Genomic DNA, 16,583 nt, shown 5'->3' with positions numbered 1-16,583 from the left:
ATCGTTTGGATCACCCGACCCGGAAATGACAAAGGCAGCCAACCATGCTGCCTTTTCTTTTGATTGTCTGTCTTTGCCAGCTATTCGGCGGCAATGGGAACATTTGGCCGCTGATTTTCCGGGTTGTCGCGGTCTATGGTCAGTTTGGCGCGAAGCTCGTGAATGTCGCGAATGCGTTTGATCTCGTCAAAGCAATCGGCGGCCTGCTCATGCCCCTTGCGGATCATCGCCACCCATTGCTTGATGCGCCCGGCCTGATGGTTTTCGGTGGTGTCATCGGCATTCATCAGATCGATATAGGTCAAAAGCATCGTCAGGACATCGGACCAGCTTTGCTTTTCAAGGATCTCACCGGCTTCAAACGCCTTGATCTTATTGGCGATATCCGGGGCGGCGATGGCGCCACGGCCGAGCATGAAGGATGTGCAGCCGGAAATATCCCGGCATTTCGCGTAATCCTCAACCGTCCAGATTTCGCCATTGGCCGTCATCGGGATTGAAATGGCGTCGCGGATGCGCGCCAGATATTCCCAATGTGCGGGCGGTTTATATCCTTCAAGCTTGGTGCGTGCATGCACCGTCAGGTGCTGGGCACCGGCGGCCTCAACCGCGCGAGAATTGTCCAGAAACAGTTCCTTGTCGGCATAACCCAGACGGATTTTCGCACTGACCGGGATATGATCGGGAACCGCACGACGCACGGCGGAAACGATGTTGAACAGGTTGTCCGGGCATTTCAAAAGCGATGCACCGGCTTCGCGTTTATTCACCGTCTTGGACGGACAGCCGAAATTGATATCGATCCCCGGCGCGCCAAGGGACGCGGCAAAGGCGGCATTTTCGCCCATCAATTCGGGATCATGTCCCATCAACTGCACCAGAACCGGCGTGCCCGATGCGGTTTTGCCGCCCTGAAGCAATTCGGGGCAATAACGGTAAAACACATGGGCCGGAAACAGGTTTTGCGACACACGGATAAACTCGGTCACGCATAGGTCAAACCCGCCTGTCGCACTCAGCAATTGCCGAACGCGCCAGTCGACCAGTCCTTCCATTGGTGCAAGCACCAGATGCGTCATTTGCCGATTATCCCGTTAAATGAAATTGAGTGGGCGGCTTTTAACACAAACCGCAACATCATGCCGGTCAAAAATCACAGATCAGGTTTGTCCTGCCAACAGCAGGATCGGCGAATTAAGGCCAATTTGGCTTAATTCCGACAATGTTTCAGCGAATTTCCCGCCCACCTTCATAAGGTCTAATCACAATAAAACGACCCGAACGAATGGTTCGGGCAGGAGAGTGTGGAAATGCTGTATGTCATCGAAAGTGCGCTGGACGAAGTCGAAGCCGTATCGCGCGATGCCCGTGAAAAACTGTCACGTCTTGAAACCGTGATGAAATCAACCGCGCAAAATCTGAAAATCCTTAAAGACAAACTCGAACAGCCTGCCACCAACGGCTAGTTTCCGGTCTGCTTTTTCAACAAATAGCGTCTTGATCCCTGTTTCTTTGCCCCTGTTTTGGGTAGAATAACGCGCGGGTCCGGCATACGATCCGGGCGGCTCATTGGTGCGCACTAAAACGGGTGCGCCACCAATAAGCCGTTGACCCGGCTTGACCGGATTGTTGATCAGGATCATGGGGACTGATAGCAAACCGGGCTATGACGGCAGCGATTATGACAGGCCGGATTACGGTCTGCTTGAGACAAAGAGATTTCGAGCTGTCATATAACCGGCAGCCAATAACGGAGGACAGAATTTGCTTTATATCATCGAAAAAGCTTTGAACGAGATCGAAGCCATGCCGCGTGACAAGCGTGAAGACCTGGCGCATCTCGACACCGAAATCAATGAAGCCGTCGAAAAGCTTAAGGTTCTCAAGGCAAAACTCGAAGCAGCTGGCGAAAAGAAATAAGACCTGCTGCGATGAGCTATTCGATCAAAGGTCGCGCTTTTGCGCGGCCTTTATTTTTGGGGTGATTTGATCAGTCCGAGCATTTCCTCGACCGCGGCGGTCGGGTTGGTTGACCCGGCCAGCACGTCGGCTTCTAGGGTTTTGAGGCGTCCGGCGACATCTTCGCGGGCGGTAAAGGTTTCAAGCAAACGGTCGCGCAGCATGGTCCACATCCAGTCGCGTTGCTGACGCGCCCGTTTCGCAGTGAACTCCCCTTCGTTTTCCATGATCGTGCGGTGCTGATTGATCAAATCCCAAACCTGATCAAGGCCGTCATTGATCAGGGCGGACACCATGATCGATTGCGGGCGCCAATGATGGCTGCTGGGTTGGAGGATACGAAGGGCGGATGAATATTCGCGTTTGGCTTCGCGCGCCTTGGCCGGGTCGGCATCGGCCTTGTTGACCGCGATCAGATCGGCGATTTCAAGAACGCCTTTCTTGATCCCCTGCAATTCATCCCCGGCACCGGGCAACATCAGAACCAGAAAGAAATCGGTCATCTGGGCGACCATGGTTTCGCTTTGACCAGCTCCGACAGTTTCGACCAGCACCACGTCAAAACCTGCCGCCTCGCACAGCAAAATGGTTTCGCGGGTCATGCGATTGACCCCGCCAAGATAGCCGCTGCTGGGCGATGGGCGGATATAGGCATTGGGATCGATGGAAAGTTCGTTCATCCGGGTCTTGTCACCCAGGATCGAACCACCTGACCGCGCACTTGTCGGGTCAACCGCCAGCACGGCGACCTTTTTAGCGGCCTTGGTCAGGTTTTTGCCAAATGCCTCGATAAAGGTGGATTTGCCAACACCGGGCACGCCGGTAATGCCGATGCGCTGCGATCCGCCGGTATGGGGCATCAGACGCGAAAGAACATCCTGCGCCTGATCAAAATGTCTGGGATTGCGGCTTTCGACCAGTGTGATTGCGCGTGACAGAATGGTGCGATCACCGGCCAGAATGCCCTCGACAATCTGGTCGGTTGAAAGAACCCGTCTGCGCACCGTTTTGCGGGGCTGGCCCTTGGGGCCGCCCGATATGGTGCGCAGCGTTTCCGGCGCATTCTGGGGCGCACTCTTTGGTGCAGTTTCTGTCACGATCTCGCCTTCACAATCAGGCTGCTTCCTCGGACGTTGATTCCTTCAGCTTTTCTAACAGGTCACAGGCCGCTTCGGCAATCACGGTTCCGGGTGGAAAAATCGCCTCGGCCCCGGCTTCGTAAAGTTTGTCAAAATCCTGCGGCGGGATAACGCCGCCCGCAACGATCATGATGTCTTCGCGGCCAAGCTTGTCCAGTTCTGCACGAAGCTGCGGCACGAGTGTCAGGTGACCGGCCGCAAGCGAACTGGCACCGACGATATGGACATCGTTTTCAACCGCCTGCCGGGCGGCTTCCTCGGGTGTTTGGAACAGCGGGCCGATATCGACGTCAAAGCCAAGATCGGCAAAGGCCGTCGCAATGACTTTCTGGCCGCGGTCATGCCCGTCCTGCCCCATCTTGGCAATCAGGATGCGCGGACGGCGGCCTTCGGATTGTTCAAACTCGTTTACCAGCCGGTCGACCTTTTCCAGTGCTTCGTTACCAGCACCAACTTCGGTTTTATAGACCCCCGAAATCGACCGGATCACCGCCTGATGACGGTCATAAACCTTTTCAAGCGCGTCGGAAATCTCGCCCACCGTGCATTTCGACCGGGCAGCCTGCACGGCAAGTTCAAGCAGATTGCCGCTGCCCTGATCGGCGGCATTGGTTAGGGCGGTAAGGGCGCTTTCAACATCCGCATTGTTGCGTTCGGCGCGCAGACGTTCCAGCTTGGCGATCTGTTGACGGCGGACCTCGGCATTATCGACCTGCAAAACATCGACCGGGCGATCATCGGTCGCACGGTATTTGTTCACACCCACCAGTGTCTGACGGCCGCTATCGATGCGGGCCTGTGTGCGCGCAGCGGCTTCTTCGATGCGCATTTTCGGAATGCCGGCCTCAATCGCCTTGGCCATGCCGCCCTGTTCTTCGACCTCAAGGATATGGGCCCATGCCTTTTCCGCCAGATCGCGGGTCAGGCGTTCGACATAATAGGACCCGCCCCACGGATCGATGACCTTGGTCGTACCGCTTTCCTGTTGCAGGAAAAGCTGCGTATTGCGGGCAATGCGCGCCGAAAAATCGGTCGGCAGGGCCAATGCCTCGTCAAGGGCGTTGGTATGCAGCGACTGCGTGTGGCCTTGGGTTGATGCCATTGCCTCAACGCATGTTCTGATGACGTTGTTAAATACATCCTGTGCTGTCAGTGACCAGCCCGATGTCTGACTGTGCGTGCGCAGTGACAGGGATTTGGGGTTCTGCGGATCGAACTGTTTGATCAGCTTGGCCCAGATCATGCGGGCGGCGCGCATTTTGGCGATTTCCATAAAGAAATTCATGCCAATCGCCCAGAAGAACGACAGACGCGGCGCGAATTTATCAATCGGAAGCCCGGCGGCCTGACCGGCACGGGCATATTCGATGCCATCGGCCAGCGTATAGGCCAGTTCAAGGTCCGCCGTGGCCCCGGCTTCCTGCATGTGATAGCCGGAAATCGAGATCGAATTGAATTTCGGCATGTTTTGCGAGGTAAAGGCAAAGATGTCCGAAATGATCCGCATCGAGGGTTTCGGCGGATAGATATAGGTATTGCGGACCATGAATTCCTTCAGAATGTCATTCTGAATGGTGCCCGAAAGCTGTTCATGCTTCACGCCCTGTTCTTCGGCAGCGGCGATATAAAGCGCCATCACCGGCAGGACCGCACCATTCATGGTCATGGATACCGACATCTGATCGAGCGGAATACCATCAAAAAGGGTCCGCATGTCATAGATGCTGTCAATCGCCACACCGGCCATGCCGACATCGCCGGTTACGCGCGGATGATCGCTGTCATAGCCGCGATGGGTGGCAAGGTCGAAGGCAATCGACAGGCCCTTTTGCCCGGCGGCAAGGTTGCGGCGATAAAACGCGTTGGATTCTTCGGCGGTCGAAAAACCGGCATATTGCCGGATCGTCCAGGGTTGCTGGACATACATGGTCGGATAGGGGCCGCGCAGGAAGGGCGGCATGCCCGGCATGGTGTTGAGATGATCAAGCCCCGCCAGATCATCCGCGCCAAAGACGGCCTTGACGTCGATGCCTTCGGGCGTGGTCCAGGGTGCGGTGTTGACCGGGCTGGTCGGGCCGGAAGTTGCGCCATCAAACAGCGGCAGATCGGAAAAGTCCGGAATCCGGGTCATGGTTATTTTACCCCCAGATGTGAAAGGGCTGTTTCGCAGATCGCAAGAACATCCGCCCCGATAAATATGAAATCATCGATACCGGCCGTCTCGTAATCGGCTCTGGCGTCGCCGGGATGTCCGGCAAGGTAAATGCGGGTCGCCCCCGCCTGTTTAAGGTTTTGGGCAGTATCGGCGGCCATGTCGGCATATTGCGGGTCCGATCCGCAAATCACCGCGATCCTGGCACCACTTTCGCCAAATGCCTTGGCGGCTTCGCGGGCGTCTGCAAAGCCGTTATTGGTGATCGCCTCGATCCCGCCAGCTTCGAAAAAGTTTCGGGCAAACATGGCGCGCGCGGTGTGTTTGGCAACCGGGCCCAGATTGGCCAGAAAGATTTGCGGAAATTTGCCGGTTGATGCCTTGTGGGCATCGGCACGATCGCGCAGGGTTTCGAAACTTTCCGAAAGACGATGGGTTGGCAGCGGATCGATGGTTGTGCCCGCGGCCTTGCCATAAAGGGCTTCATACATCTGCGCGATGGTTGCACCGGATTTGGCCGCCGTGATCAGATTCTCAAGGCTGATGCCGATTGCATCCTTAAACCCGGTCTGGCGGGCTTTGGCTTCCTTGCGAATTGTCGTCAGGTCTGGCGCATCGCAGGTGACTTTGGCCTCTGTGATGTTGGGGAATTCCGACACGCCGGTCAGCGGATCGCGCCGGGTGGCAACGCGGCTTTCGCGGGTCTGCCAGATTTCGGAAATCTCTTTTTGCAGGGACCCGTCGGCAAGGGCCTTGATAATGCCGCCCTTGGCTTCAAGTGACTGGAACCGGCCCCAGGCATTGGATGCCAGTTCGCGGGTCAGGTTTTCGATGAACCATGAACCGCCTGCCGGGTCGATCACACGATGAACATTGCTTTCTTCCTGAAGGATCAGTTGGGTGTTGCGCGCAATGCGGCGCGCAAAGCCATCAGACAGGCCGATCAGATGATCATAGGGCAGGCAGATAACGCTATCGGCCCCACCCAGACCGGCGCTCAGGCTGGTGACGGTGGTGCGCAGCATATTGACCCACGGATCAACCTTCGACAGGGCCATTTCGGCCGATACCGCATTGATCGTGATGGTGGCGTCATCCACACCCGATGCCGAAAGAATCCGGCTCCACATCAGGCGAAGCGCGCGCAGCTTGGCAATCCCGGCAAAGAAATCGGTGCCAACCGCTACATTGAACGCAATCGCGCCTGCCGCCTGATCAATCACCATACCGGTATCGGTCAGCGCGCGAAGGTAGGTCACACCAACTGCCAGCAGGCAGGCGAGTTCCTGCCCATCGGTTGCACCGGCATTGTAAAACGGCGCGCCATTGACGGTGATGGCGGTGGCATGCGGGAAACGGTCGATCAGATCGGCGGCAATATCGGCGGCCTGTTTGATCGCATCATCGGCTGAAACCGGAAGGCATCCTGTTGCGGCCAAGGTGCCAATCGGATCGATGTTGAAGGCCGGTGCGGCGTCGCTTGCAAAATCGTCATCCGCGTCGGCGCTGTTTTGCCCATCCTTTTCAAGGCGCGCGGCCAAAAGGGCGGCGGCCGGGATTGCGGCGGCACCGGCATCAAGTGCAACGGTCGCAAGGTTGGTATAGACATCGTCAAGTGTGGCATCGAGATCGGCAAGGCAGTGAATGGCAATGCCGTCAATGCCAGCATCGCCCGATGTGATATCCGCGCCCGTGCGTGCGGCGGCATCCAGACGTAGCAGGACCGACGTTGCGCCGTTTTCCAGATCATCGAGAATCGCGGCATTGACCGATTTGGGATCGGGATGGGCATGAAGCTGCCGGATGTCCCAGCCGCTGGCGGAGTCCTTGGCATCGACGGCGGCACACAGGACCTGATGGATCAGGCGGGTTGCGTCGTCCTGATCGTCGTTGGTGTAAAGCGGCTGCATCGCGAAACCGTCAAGCATCCTTGTGACCAGTTTCTTGTCAAAGGATGCGCCTTTCAGGCCGGATTCCGCCAGTTGACGCCAGCTTGCATAATCGGCGGCTGGAAACTCTGAGGCCAGCTTTAACGGGTCTGTCATGCTCTCTCCCGGTCGCGGTCGGATCTTTTCGGATCTGGGCCGATATCTATTTTACAACGGATTCCCTCCGCCCGGTACACCCCGCCCGGTCCGGCAGAAACAAGAGCCATCTTTCGGTATCTGGCTTATGCGCCGCCAAAAACGGCGCAGTTACAGTTGCGAGGGCAGCTTCGGCCTTGATCGCGGACATGCAGCGGATCGCACCGAATTCCCAAAAGAATGTTTCATATCGCATCTGCGACATGGCGGTGTTTATAGCACCCGCCCATAATTACGTAAATAGGCATGGAAATACCTATTTAGGTCAATGTTGCGGCCAGCCATCAGCATTCCGTAACGTTATCCTTCGGAAAAATGGTTGTTTTCTGCCAAGGACGAGATTGATGAACGGATATTAATGGCGTGCCGCTGCCATTATACTTTGGCCGGATTGTGATGGTTTCTGGGAAAAATTGCGGGGTTTAACCAATTTGACATTTTCGTCTGCCAGATTGGCGCTGTCCCAAATCTCGGAGTATTGCCATCCATGAATGCGCTTAGCGCCGTGCCGCCCCGACCAATGAATGACGGTCTGGTGGTGTTTGCCGACGACAGCCCCAGCGCCAAGGCGGCCCTTGAGACCGTTTTGCGCCGTGCTGGGTATGACGTGGCAGGGTTTGATTGTGCCGACGATCTGATCGACCAACTGGACGGTCTTTATCCGCGGGCGATCATTCTGGATCTTGAAATGCCCGGGATGAGCGGGTTTGAAGCCTTTTGCGAGATTCGCCGCCGCTATCCGAACGCGGTTGAAGTGCCGGTTCTGTTCTTCTCGGCCCATTATGATGCCGATACGCGGGCCCAGGCCGATGCCCTTGGCGCGGCGGACTTTATCAGCAAGGATGCAAGCCCGATGGTGGTGATCGAGCAGCTTAACCGGGCGCTTGATAAATCCATGAGCCATTGCTGAGTAATTTTTAGTAATCGTCCATATTTTTCATTTTCAGTGAATAATCAAAAAATCGGGTCTTTCGGCAAAAAAATGCCGTTGGACCCGATTTTTCGTATTCCTCATATCATAATATCAAATGCCGTCTCAGGCGTGGCGAAGTTGCGCCGGATCACCTGATGGCATGGTGATCGTGTGGTTTTCGTCCCCGTGGACATGATAAAGCTGATCACCGGCAAGTGTGACCGACGGATCAATGGTCGGACGTTGGGCAAGGCGGTCATAGAGTGCCGCAAAATCGGCATCCATCGCATCGAAAAGCTGCTGATAGTCGGTCAGCACGAAATAGGTTTTCTGGAAATCGTCAATCGCATAGTCGGTTGCCATCACCCGTTCGAGGTCAAACGCCACCCGGTTGGGGGCTGGATCGGTGACGGAATAGATGGTTTCCGTTTGCGATGACAGCATGCCCGCCCCATAGGCGCGCAATCCATGGTCGGTCATGATCAGGCCAAACTCGACCATGTACCAATACATGCGGGCGAGTTTCTTGAGCCCGCCTTTGGCAATGGCTTCGGGGCCCTTGGCACCATAAGCCGCCAGATAATCGGCAAAGACCGGATCATAAAGCATCGGCACATGACCAAAGAAGTCATGGAAGATATCTGGCTCGACGAGATAGTCGATTTCCTCTGGCTTGCGCAGCCAGACGGTCACCGGGAAACGCCGGTTGGCGAGATGATCGAAAAACACATCATCGGGCACCAGCCCCGGCACCGCGACAAGGTGCCAGCCGGTGGCGGCATGGAGCTTCTCACTGACCCGACCGAAATGCGGAATGCCATCGGCGGCATCAAGTTTTTCAAGATTGCGGATGTAATCGGGGGCGGCATAGCCCGGCAGGATCGCCTTCTGACGGGAATAAAGTTTGCGCCAAAGGTCATGTTCGGCCTCAGAATAGGATGCCCAGTCCTGGGCCACGGTGTAGTCATCATTGATGTGGCTGTAATCGCCGCGCAGATTTTTGTTCTGGTCCATGACGGTCCTCGTTTGCTCCCTGATGAGACTTTCTGCATGGATCATTTTACATCAATTCAAATGTCATTTTCGCGCGATATAGGGATCAAAATGCGTTATGGTTGATCAAATATGACCGCATAAACCATTTTGAGGGCGAAAAATGACCTATATGCTGTTAAGCCCGACCGACATCAAAATCCTGCAAATCCTTCAGCGCGACGCATCGATCAGCAATGTGCAGCTGGCCGAAAAGGTCGGTATGTCGCCTTCGCCGTGCCTGCGCCGGGTCAAGCAGCTTGAGGCATCGGGCATCATCCGCCAGACGGTCGCGTTGCTGGACCGCAGGAAGGCCGGGCTTGGCGTGCTGGCAACCATTCAGGTCCGCCTGCAACGTCACACCGAAGAAGGGGCGGAGGATTTTGCCAAGGCGATGAACGACCTGCCGCAGATCATGTCCTGTTGGGCGATGACCGGTCGGCAGGACTTCCTTCTGGTGGCGCTGGCGCGCGATATTGAAAGCTTTGGGGATTTCGTGACGCACAAGCTGCTCTCGATGCCCAATGTGCGTGATGTGCAGTCAAGCCTTGTGCTTAAGGAATACAAGAACCAGACGGCGATTCCGATATTGGCGACGGTTTGAGGGTTGCAGGCACGATATGGCTGCCAACTTCGCCCGCACCAATGATGCCGATGATCGTCACGGGAGATTTAACTTTGGATTTGCCAACGAAAGCGATGCGGGCAGGCAAAGGGGGAATTTTCCCGCCCGCATCAGGGTGATCATCAGGTGCCGATGCCACCCGCGACATTGACGGTTTCGCCAGTGATGTAACCGGCATGCGGCCCGGCAAAGAAGGCGATGGTTTCGGCGACTTCGTCGAGTGTCGCGATCCGGCGGATCGGGTGCATGTCAAGAAGCGCATCGGGCACGCTGTCGCCAAGGACTTCGGTGGCCATGTCGGTTGGCATCACGCCGGGCTGAATGACATTGACCGTGATGTTACGACCGCCGAGATCACGGGCAATACCCTTGGCATAGCCGACAAGGGCGGCTTTGGTCCCGGCATAGTCGGCCGCACCGGCGAAGGGAACGTGGCTGCCAAGGAGTGAGCCGATAAAGATGATCCGGCCCCCGTCCGAAAGTTTGGGGGCGGCCGCACGGGTATTGGCGATTGTCCCCATGACATTGACCTGCCATTGGCGATTGTATTTTTCGCCATCAAGTTCGGGATCATCCACCAATTGCCCCTGAATGGCGATACCGGCATTGTTCACAAGGATGTCGAGCCTGCCGAATTCGGCAATCACCGCATCGATCAACGGTTTGGCAGAGGCCAGATTCGACTGATCGCTTTTGATTGCAATCGCACGAACACCTTTGGATTTGAGTTTTTCGACGACGGCATGGGCCTTGTCGGCGGAAGACGCGTAGCTGATGGCGACGTTTGCGCCAAGATCGGCAAGCTTTTCGGCCGTGACAGCCCCAAGGCCACGCGACCCGCCCGTGATGAGGGCGACTTTGCCGCCAAGAGTTTCGGTCATGATTAATCCTTCCTGTGTGTGATCCGTGCTGGTCGGCCAAGATGGCGGCAGCATATTTCATAACGATTGTTACTATAACGATCATTATGAAAACTGGACATGTGCTGTCAAGTGGTTTAGTAACGGTCATTATGAAAAAGCAGGATTGGACTGATGGGACGTCATCGCGAATTTGATGTGGAAAAGGCACTCGACGCGGCACTTTGTGTTTTCTGGCGCAAGGGCTACGAAGGGGCGTCCTATGCCGATCTGACAGAAGCAACCGGTGTCGAACGGCCCGCGCTTTATTCCGCGTTTGGCAACAAGGAAGCCCTGTTTCGCAAGGCGCTGGACCGTTATTACGCGCATTATCTTGATTATATTCCGGTGGCACTCGACCTGCCGACGGCCCGCGAAGTTGCAGCGCATATCCTGTATCAGGCGGCTGATCTGAACACACGTTACCCCGATCATACCGGCTGTCTTGGCATCCACGGGGTTCTTGCCGGATCGGATGATGCGGAACCGGTGCGACAGGCATTGATTGAGGCCCGTGCAGTCGGCGAAGAACAGCTTCGCCAACGGTTCGAGAGGGCAAAGGCCGAGGGTGATCTGCCTGAAACAGCCGATCCGGGCGTGCTTGCGTCGTTCGTTCTGACGATCCTGCATGGCATGGCAGTACAGGCCAAGGCAGGTTTTAGCCGTGAAAGGCTGGAACGCGTTATCGACCAGGCACTTTCGACCTGGCCGACAGCGTCTTGATGATTGGTTGTAATTACCGGGAAGTTCTTTGGGACCGGCTTTGCAAAATCACGGCACAATCTTGAAGAACGGGTCGCAGCAGGTCCCACCCGGCGTGCAGCCGTAATTGCCAGTCATATCCATTGAAAAATCGGCTTTCTTCCATTGGCGATAATGGGCCGGGGTGAAATAGACGAGGTTGTTTACATAGTCGTAAACGATCCGGCCATCCGAGTTGGCATAGGCATATTGGTTATCGGCCGGATATTCCTGCTGGGTAAACTCGATATAGCCGGTCAGCGGGACTGCAACACCGCCGACAACAGAGAAACGATGCGCAACGCAATGCCAGCGTTGGCTGTTTGACATGCCCCCCAAGGCATCAAGAGCATTCATTGTTTGTTGCTGGTTTGGGTTGCCTGCGTAGTTGGGGCAAGCGGCGGTATTTAATCCGCCCAACGCGATCCGGGGCAGGTGATCAACGGCGTTGCCATGTGGTGAGCGAACCGCCCCCTGCCAATAGGCAGGCCCCATCGCGAAAGGCCCATTAACAGCAGCGGGATAGAAATTCCCGGCGGCCACCTGTGCGACATTGTAGGCGTGCAGGGATTGCGCCATCTGGCGAAGGCCGTTGGTAACAACGGCGCGCGTTGCACTGACCGAAGGCACGACCAACCCGGATAGGGTCTGGGTCGAGACGGCCTGCACGTTTTGGGGTAAAGCAGCCCAGTTATCGCACTGATTGACCGGGAAAGTATGCGAAGCCCCGTTTGGTGCGCGGCCCGACCATAATTGTCCAATGGCATCTTGCGGGTCTGCCCACTGATTCTGAGCCATAACAGGGATGGCCAAGGGAAGTGTCAGAACCAATCCGAGGAGTAGGGAATAGAGGCGTTTCATTTGTGGGTCCTTGGTTCGTTGATCATCTTCGAAAAGAAGGAAGCCCAGATTTGACGTCCCGCCGGATTGATTGTGATCGCGCTGCACTGCGTCACGGGTGATGCTTGCTTTTGGTTGGTGATTTCGGGCATAGGTTTGATCCTGTTCTGAATGCGCCCGGTCTTTGAATTTGCCCAGTCATGGAGAGCCCCAAGATGTCTGCCAATTCTGCCAACCAGATTGCCGCCAATCCGATCCTTGTCGAAGCCACGCGTGGCGGGATGGTCGAGAGTTTCCATCGCGGGCGGTATGTCGTGATGAAGGCCGATGGCACGGTGGTTGCCGAGGGCGGGGATATTGACGCGTTGATGTATCCGCGATCCGCGATCAAGCCGTTGCTGGCGATCCCGCTGGTTGAAAGCGGGGCGGCGGATGCGTTCGGGCTTGAGGATAAGCATATTGCACTGGCCTGTTCGTCGCATAATGGCGAGGAAGAACATGCCCGGACGGTGGCGGCGTGGCTTGAGAAAATCGGGTTGTCGGTCGATACGCTGGAATGCGCGCCGCATTATTCGTTAAGCCTGAATGCGGCGATCAAGCAGGCGTCTGATCATGTGAAGCTTTCAAAGGCGCATAACAATTGTTCGGGCAAGCATTCGGGGTTCCTGACGACCGCGCAGTATCTGGGCGATGATCCGCAAGGTTATATCGAGGAAGCCCATCCGGTTCAGCAGCGCCTGATCAGGGTTCTGGAGGAAATGGGCGATTGCGATCTGTCTTCCACGCCACGTGGCATTGATGGATGCGGCATTCCGGTGATCGGGATGCGGTTGCGTGACCTTGGCCTTGCCATGGCGCGGATGGCCGATCCGAGCGGATTGGCTCCCAAGCGCATCGAGGCGATCAAACGCATTCGCAAGGGATGTGCGCAAGCCCCGTTCATGGTGGCGGGCACCGGGCGTTTTTGCACCGGGATCATGGAAGTGTGCGGCGAGGATGCGCTGGTCAAGGTTGGGGCGGAAGGCGTTTATTGCGCAGCATTCCCCAAACAGGGTCTTGGCGTTGCCCTTAAGATTGATGATGGCACCCAGCGCGGGGCCGAGGTTGCGATGGGCGCGATCCTGCGCCAGCATGGCGTGATTGATGATGCCCGTGCCGAAACACTTAAAAATTATCTGACGCCGGTTCTGACCAACTGGGCGGGCAAATATGCCGGGGATCTGCGCCCGGCATTCTGATTTGGGGGAAAGATGCACAGCATCGCGGCCTATGCCGGTGCAGCAATTGCCGAAATCGCTGGATGCTTTGCATTCTGGGCATGGCTTCGGCTTGGCAAATCCGCATTCTGGATCGTGCCGGGCATTTTATCGCTGATCGTGTTTGCCTGGGCGCTGACCAGGGTTGAAAGCGATTTTGCCGGGCGGGCCTATGCGGCCTATGGCGGGATTTATATTGCGGCCTCACTGGGCTGGTTATGGCTGGTTGAAGGCAAAATGCCCGATAGATGGGACATGACCGGGGTTGCGGTCTGTCTGGTCGGGGCGGGGATCATTTTGTTCGCACCGCGTTAACCGGTTTTTTGACCGTATCGGCTTTGCCTGTCCGATCCTCGGCCGGGAGCAGGACATGGAAGGTTGTGCCCTTGCCCATTTCGGTTTCAAACCAGATGCGTCCGCCATGCTTGACCTGCACGATGTCGTGGGTGATGGCAAGGCCCTGACCTGTGCCCTTGCCGACTTCCTTGGTGGTGAAGAACGGGTTGAAGATTTTGGATCGGTTTTCCTTGGCGATGCCCGTGCCGTTATCGGAAATACTGATCAGGACACTGTCATCGAGGAAGGTGGTTTTGATCCTGATCTCGCCTTCTTCGGGCGTGCGTCCAGCGGCGTCAATCGCCTGGGCGGCATTGACGAGCAGGTTGAGGAAGACCTGATTGATTTCGTTGATGTGACACGGGATATGCGGCACTTCCGGTTCGTATTCTTCGATGAGTTGCGCATAATGTTTCCATTCGTTACGCGAAATCACGGTGACGTTTGACAGGACGCGATTGATATCGGTCGCGGTTTTTTCCGCCCCGCCCGGATGGGAAAATTCCTTCATCGACAGGACAATGCGGGCGACCTGATTGATGCCGTCAAGGGATTGCTGGGTGGCGTGGGGAATTTCATCAAGCAGGAATTCCAGATCGGCATCGCGCATTTTCTGGGCAAAATTCCTGAAGGTGTTTTCAGGCAATCGGTCGCGATTCTGCCAGAGCGTTTGCAGCGCCAGCCCCAGAATGCGCGACAGCGCCCCATAGCCGTCATTGAGGAATTTCAGGTTGTCGCGGATATACTGGCTGGGCGTATTGATTTCATGGGCAATGCCCCCGGCAAGATGACCGATGGCTTCGAGTTTCAAGGCTTCGCGCAATTCACCTTCGAGCTTTTGATGCGATTCTTCGGCCTGTTTGCGGCGCGTGATATCGCGGAAAATGTAAAGGTAGCTCATTTCGCCGGTGAAATTGGCGGGGCTTACGGTGATTTCCATCGGAAAGGTATCGCCATCAAGGCGCTGTCCCATGGTTTCGGTATAGTCATAGCGCAATGTGCCGCTGCTGATATTGATGCAACGGTTGAGCAATTTGTGACGCACGGTCGATTTTCGATCGACAAACAAGGCATCAACCGACCGGCCCAGCATATCGGACATCGTGCCCCGCATCAGATTGAGTGCGGACTCGTTGCAATCGCAGATCATCCCGGCACCATCAATGACCAGAATGCCTTCGACAACGCTGTTGAGGATGGTTTTAAGCCGCTGATTTGACTCTGTTTCGCGTTTCTTCTGTTCGTTCAGAAGAGCATGAATCTGCTTCAGGGCTTCGGGGCTGACATCAAGTTGATCAATCGCGTCGAGCAAGTCGTCGGTACCTGCCGAATCGCTGGTCGGGTGGATGACCTTGAGGTTTTCGTCATTGTGGTGTGTGTCGTTCATACCGGCTTTCCGTGTTTCAACCGTTTTGCGAAGGTTTCATGCCGCCACGACGAATGCGGATCGGTTCATGGAATTTGTGAATCTGTTGAAACACGCGCAGGCGCTGCAACTGGACCTCGGAAACGTGGTTGCCGTGGGTCAGCAGCACATGACCATCGACGGTTTCGATATCGGTCATCAGGAAGTCGTGCACACGCAGCGATTTCAGCAAGATATCCTGTTCGCGGCCCTTGGGATGGATATCGACATCGTAAGAGTCGTCAACTATTGCCAGCAGGTCGGAAATCTGACCGAAAAGTTCCGGATCGTAGCGATGCGAATGTTCTTTCAATTCATCGAAATTCTGGGCCAGTGGCATGTCGCTGGTGCTGATTTCGGCAAGGTCATTGAGGATACGCAGCACGCGCGCGCCAAGAGGAATATCCGTACCCTTCGGACTGTTGTCAGTGGGGAAGCCCGTCCCGTCAAAATTGCGGAACTGAAGATAGACGATTTCGCCGATATGGTTCAAACGCGGGATATTGGAAATCAGTCGTTTTCCCACCTCTGGCGTGCGTTTCAAAAGGTCGCGTTCAAGCGGTTGCAGAACCTTGCCCATGGCCAGACGCGCCAGCGTTTCAGGTGGTAGCGAGACCAGGCCAATCGGCGCAAGAAGGGCGGCCAGACCAAGTTCCCACGGCTGGGGATAGCCAATATCGCGCGCAATCATGTCGCACCATGATTTCACCCGCATGGACCGGCCGAATATCAGGGGATTAAGCTGGGCCAGAACATCGGTCAGAACCTTGACGCTGCCTGCCAGTGTCTGTTCCAGAAGATCGCGTTCCGCCGTGATCAGATGATATTGGCGGATGGCATCGTTGATCCCCTGTTCCAGCACCTCGTCATCGCAGGGTTTGCTGAAAAACCGGAAAATATGGCCGCGATTGATGGCCTCGACGGCGGTGTGCTGGTCGGCATTGCCGGTCAGCATCATGCGAACCGTATCGGGACTGACGCGCCCGATTTCGGTCAGAAGTTTCACACCGTCCATGCCAGGCATCCGCATATCGGCGATGCAGACGGCAAAGGGACCGTCTTCCATCAGGATACGTAAGGCTTCCTGCCCGCCAATGGCGATTTCAAAATCGTATTTGTGGCGCATCTTGCGTTGCAGGGCATGCAGCAGGTTTTTGTCGTCATCAACGAAAAGGACTTTGCTTTTTTCCATGGCCACGGAT

At 56.0% G+C, this 16,583-nt stretch carries 16 protein-coding genes and 1 riboswitch; of the genes, 7 read left to right on the top strand and 9 right to left on the bottom strand.

Features of this window, described 5'->3' with window-relative positions:
- Nucleotides 1-80: 80 nt before the first annotated feature.
- Nucleotides 81-1,079: a tRNA-dihydrouridine synthase gene (locus P8T57_RS06915; protein ID WP_341364983.1), complete on the bottom strand. Its 999-nt coding sequence runs from the start codon at nucleotides 1,077-1,079 to the stop codon at nucleotides 81-83.
- A 231-nt stretch (nucleotides 1,080-1,310) separates the two neighbouring features.
- Here P8T57_RS06915 and P8T57_RS06910 point away from each other — a divergent pair, with 231 nt between their 5' ends.
- Nucleotides 1,311-1,466 carry a hypothetical protein gene (locus P8T57_RS06910; protein WP_156487991.1) on the top strand — a complete coding sequence of 52 codons (156 nt, stop codon included), beginning with the start codon at nucleotides 1,311-1,313 and terminating at the stop codon, nucleotides 1,464-1,466.
- A 298-nt stretch (nucleotides 1,467-1,764) separates the two neighbouring features.
- A complete protein-coding gene (locus P8T57_RS06905) occupies nucleotides 1,765-1,920 on the top strand; it encodes a hypothetical protein (RefSeq protein ID WP_156484587.1) in 156 nt (51 codons plus the stop codon).
- 50 nt (nucleotides 1,921-1,970) lie between these two features.
- Here the strand turns inward: P8T57_RS06905 and meaB are convergent, their stop codons facing one another.
- The 3 genes from meaB to P8T57_RS06890 are packed head-to-tail and all read right to left on the bottom strand — an operon-like array spanning nucleotide 1,971 to nucleotide 7,295.
- Nucleotides 1,971-3,056: a methylmalonyl Co-A mutase-associated GTPase MeaB gene (gene meaB / locus P8T57_RS06900; protein WP_341364982.1), complete on the bottom strand. Its 1,086-nt coding sequence runs from the start codon at nucleotides 3,054-3,056 to the stop codon at nucleotides 1,971-1,973.
- Nucleotides 3,057-3,072: 16 nt separating this feature from the next.
- On the bottom strand, nucleotides 3,073-5,229 hold the full coding sequence (gene scpA, locus P8T57_RS06895) for a methylmalonyl-CoA mutase (RefSeq protein ID WP_341364981.1): 2,157 nt from the start codon (nucleotides 5,227-5,229) through the stop codon (nucleotides 3,073-3,075).
- 2 nt (nucleotides 5,230-5,231) lie between these two features.
- Nucleotides 5,232-7,295, bottom strand: coding sequence for a methylmalonyl-CoA mutase family protein (locus tag P8T57_RS06890; protein WP_341364980.1), 2,064 nt, complete (start codon nucleotides 7,293-7,295; stop codon nucleotides 5,232-5,234).
- A 115-nt stretch (nucleotides 7,296-7,410) separates the two neighbouring features.
- Nucleotides 7,411-7,508, bottom strand: a riboswitch (cobalamin riboswitch).
- Between the two features lie 313 nt (nucleotides 7,509-7,821).
- On the opposite strand from P8T57_RS06890, the gene P8T57_RS06885 reads away from it, so the two are divergent.
- Nucleotides 7,822-8,244, top strand: a complete 423-nt coding sequence (locus P8T57_RS06885) for a response regulator (protein WP_007091698.1) — start codon at nucleotides 7,822-7,824, stop codon at nucleotides 8,242-8,244.
- 126 nt (nucleotides 8,245-8,370) lie between these two features.
- On the opposite strand, the gene phhA is transcribed toward P8T57_RS06885, so the two are convergent.
- Nucleotides 8,371-9,261 carry a phenylalanine 4-monooxygenase gene (phhA, locus tag P8T57_RS06880; RefSeq protein WP_341364979.1) on the bottom strand — a complete coding sequence of 297 codons (891 nt, stop codon included), beginning with the start codon at nucleotides 9,259-9,261 and terminating at the stop codon, nucleotides 8,371-8,373.
- A 142-nt stretch (nucleotides 9,262-9,403) separates the two neighbouring features.
- On the opposite strand from phhA, the gene P8T57_RS06875 reads away from it, so the two are divergent.
- Nucleotides 9,404-9,883 carry an Lrp/AsnC family transcriptional regulator gene (locus P8T57_RS06875; protein WP_341364978.1) on the top strand — a complete coding sequence of 160 codons (480 nt, stop codon included), beginning with the start codon at nucleotides 9,404-9,406 and terminating at the stop codon, nucleotides 9,881-9,883.
- Between the two features lie 143 nt (nucleotides 9,884-10,026).
- Here the strand turns inward: P8T57_RS06875 and P8T57_RS06870 are convergent, their stop codons facing one another.
- Nucleotides 10,027-10,785, bottom strand: coding sequence for an SDR family oxidoreductase (locus P8T57_RS06870; RefSeq protein ID WP_341364977.1), 759 nt, complete (start codon nucleotides 10,783-10,785; stop codon nucleotides 10,027-10,029).
- Nucleotides 10,786-10,938: 153 nt separating this feature from the next.
- Here P8T57_RS06870 and P8T57_RS06865 point away from each other — a divergent pair, with 153 nt between their 5' ends.
- Entirely contained in the window at nucleotides 10,939-11,526 is a 588-nt protein-coding gene (locus tag P8T57_RS06865) for a TetR/AcrR family transcriptional regulator (RefSeq protein ID WP_037986999.1), read from the top strand.
- Nucleotides 11,527-11,574: 48 nt separating this feature from the next.
- Here P8T57_RS06865 and P8T57_RS06860 read toward each other — a convergent pair whose 3' ends face one another.
- Entirely contained in the window at nucleotides 11,575-12,405 is an 831-nt protein-coding gene (locus P8T57_RS06860) for a hypothetical protein (protein ID WP_146216701.1), read from the bottom strand.
- Nucleotides 12,406-12,599: 194 nt separating this feature from the next.
- On the opposite strand from P8T57_RS06860, the gene P8T57_RS06855 reads away from it, so the two are divergent.
- Entirely contained in the window at nucleotides 12,600-13,622 is a 1,023-nt protein-coding gene (locus P8T57_RS06855) for an asparaginase (protein ID WP_341364976.1), read from the top strand.
- A 12-nt stretch (nucleotides 13,623-13,634) separates the two neighbouring features.
- Nucleotides 13,635-13,955 (top strand): YnfA family protein, encoded by a 321-nt coding sequence (locus tag P8T57_RS06850; RefSeq protein ID WP_110252440.1) that lies wholly within the window; start codon nucleotides 13,635-13,637, stop codon nucleotides 13,953-13,955.
- On the opposite strand, the gene P8T57_RS06845 is transcribed toward P8T57_RS06850, so the two are convergent.
- Together P8T57_RS06845 and P8T57_RS06840 are read right to left on the bottom strand one after the other, a co-directional pair.
- The gene (locus P8T57_RS06845) at nucleotides 13,933-15,363 is read right to left on the bottom strand and encodes an ATP-binding protein (RefSeq protein ID WP_341364975.1); all 1,431 of its coding nucleotides are present in this window, start codon (nucleotides 15,361-15,363) and stop codon (nucleotides 13,933-13,935) included. The genes P8T57_RS06850 and P8T57_RS06845 overlap by 23 nt on opposite strands.
- 16 nt (nucleotides 15,364-15,379) lie before the next feature.
- A complete protein-coding gene (locus P8T57_RS06840) occupies nucleotides 15,380-16,573 on the bottom strand; it encodes an HD domain-containing phosphohydrolase (RefSeq protein WP_037987017.1) in 1,194 nt (397 codons plus the stop codon).
- Between the last annotated feature and the right edge of the window lie 10 nt (nucleotides 16,574-16,583).

It is taken from the genome of Thalassospira sp. SN3W (assembly GCF_038070535.1).
GTDB classification, from domain to species: domain Bacteria; phylum Pseudomonadota; class Alphaproteobacteria; order Rhodospirillales; family Thalassospiraceae; genus Thalassospira; species Thalassospira xiamenensis.
This window is presented reverse-complemented; position numbering and strand designations above follow the sequence as displayed.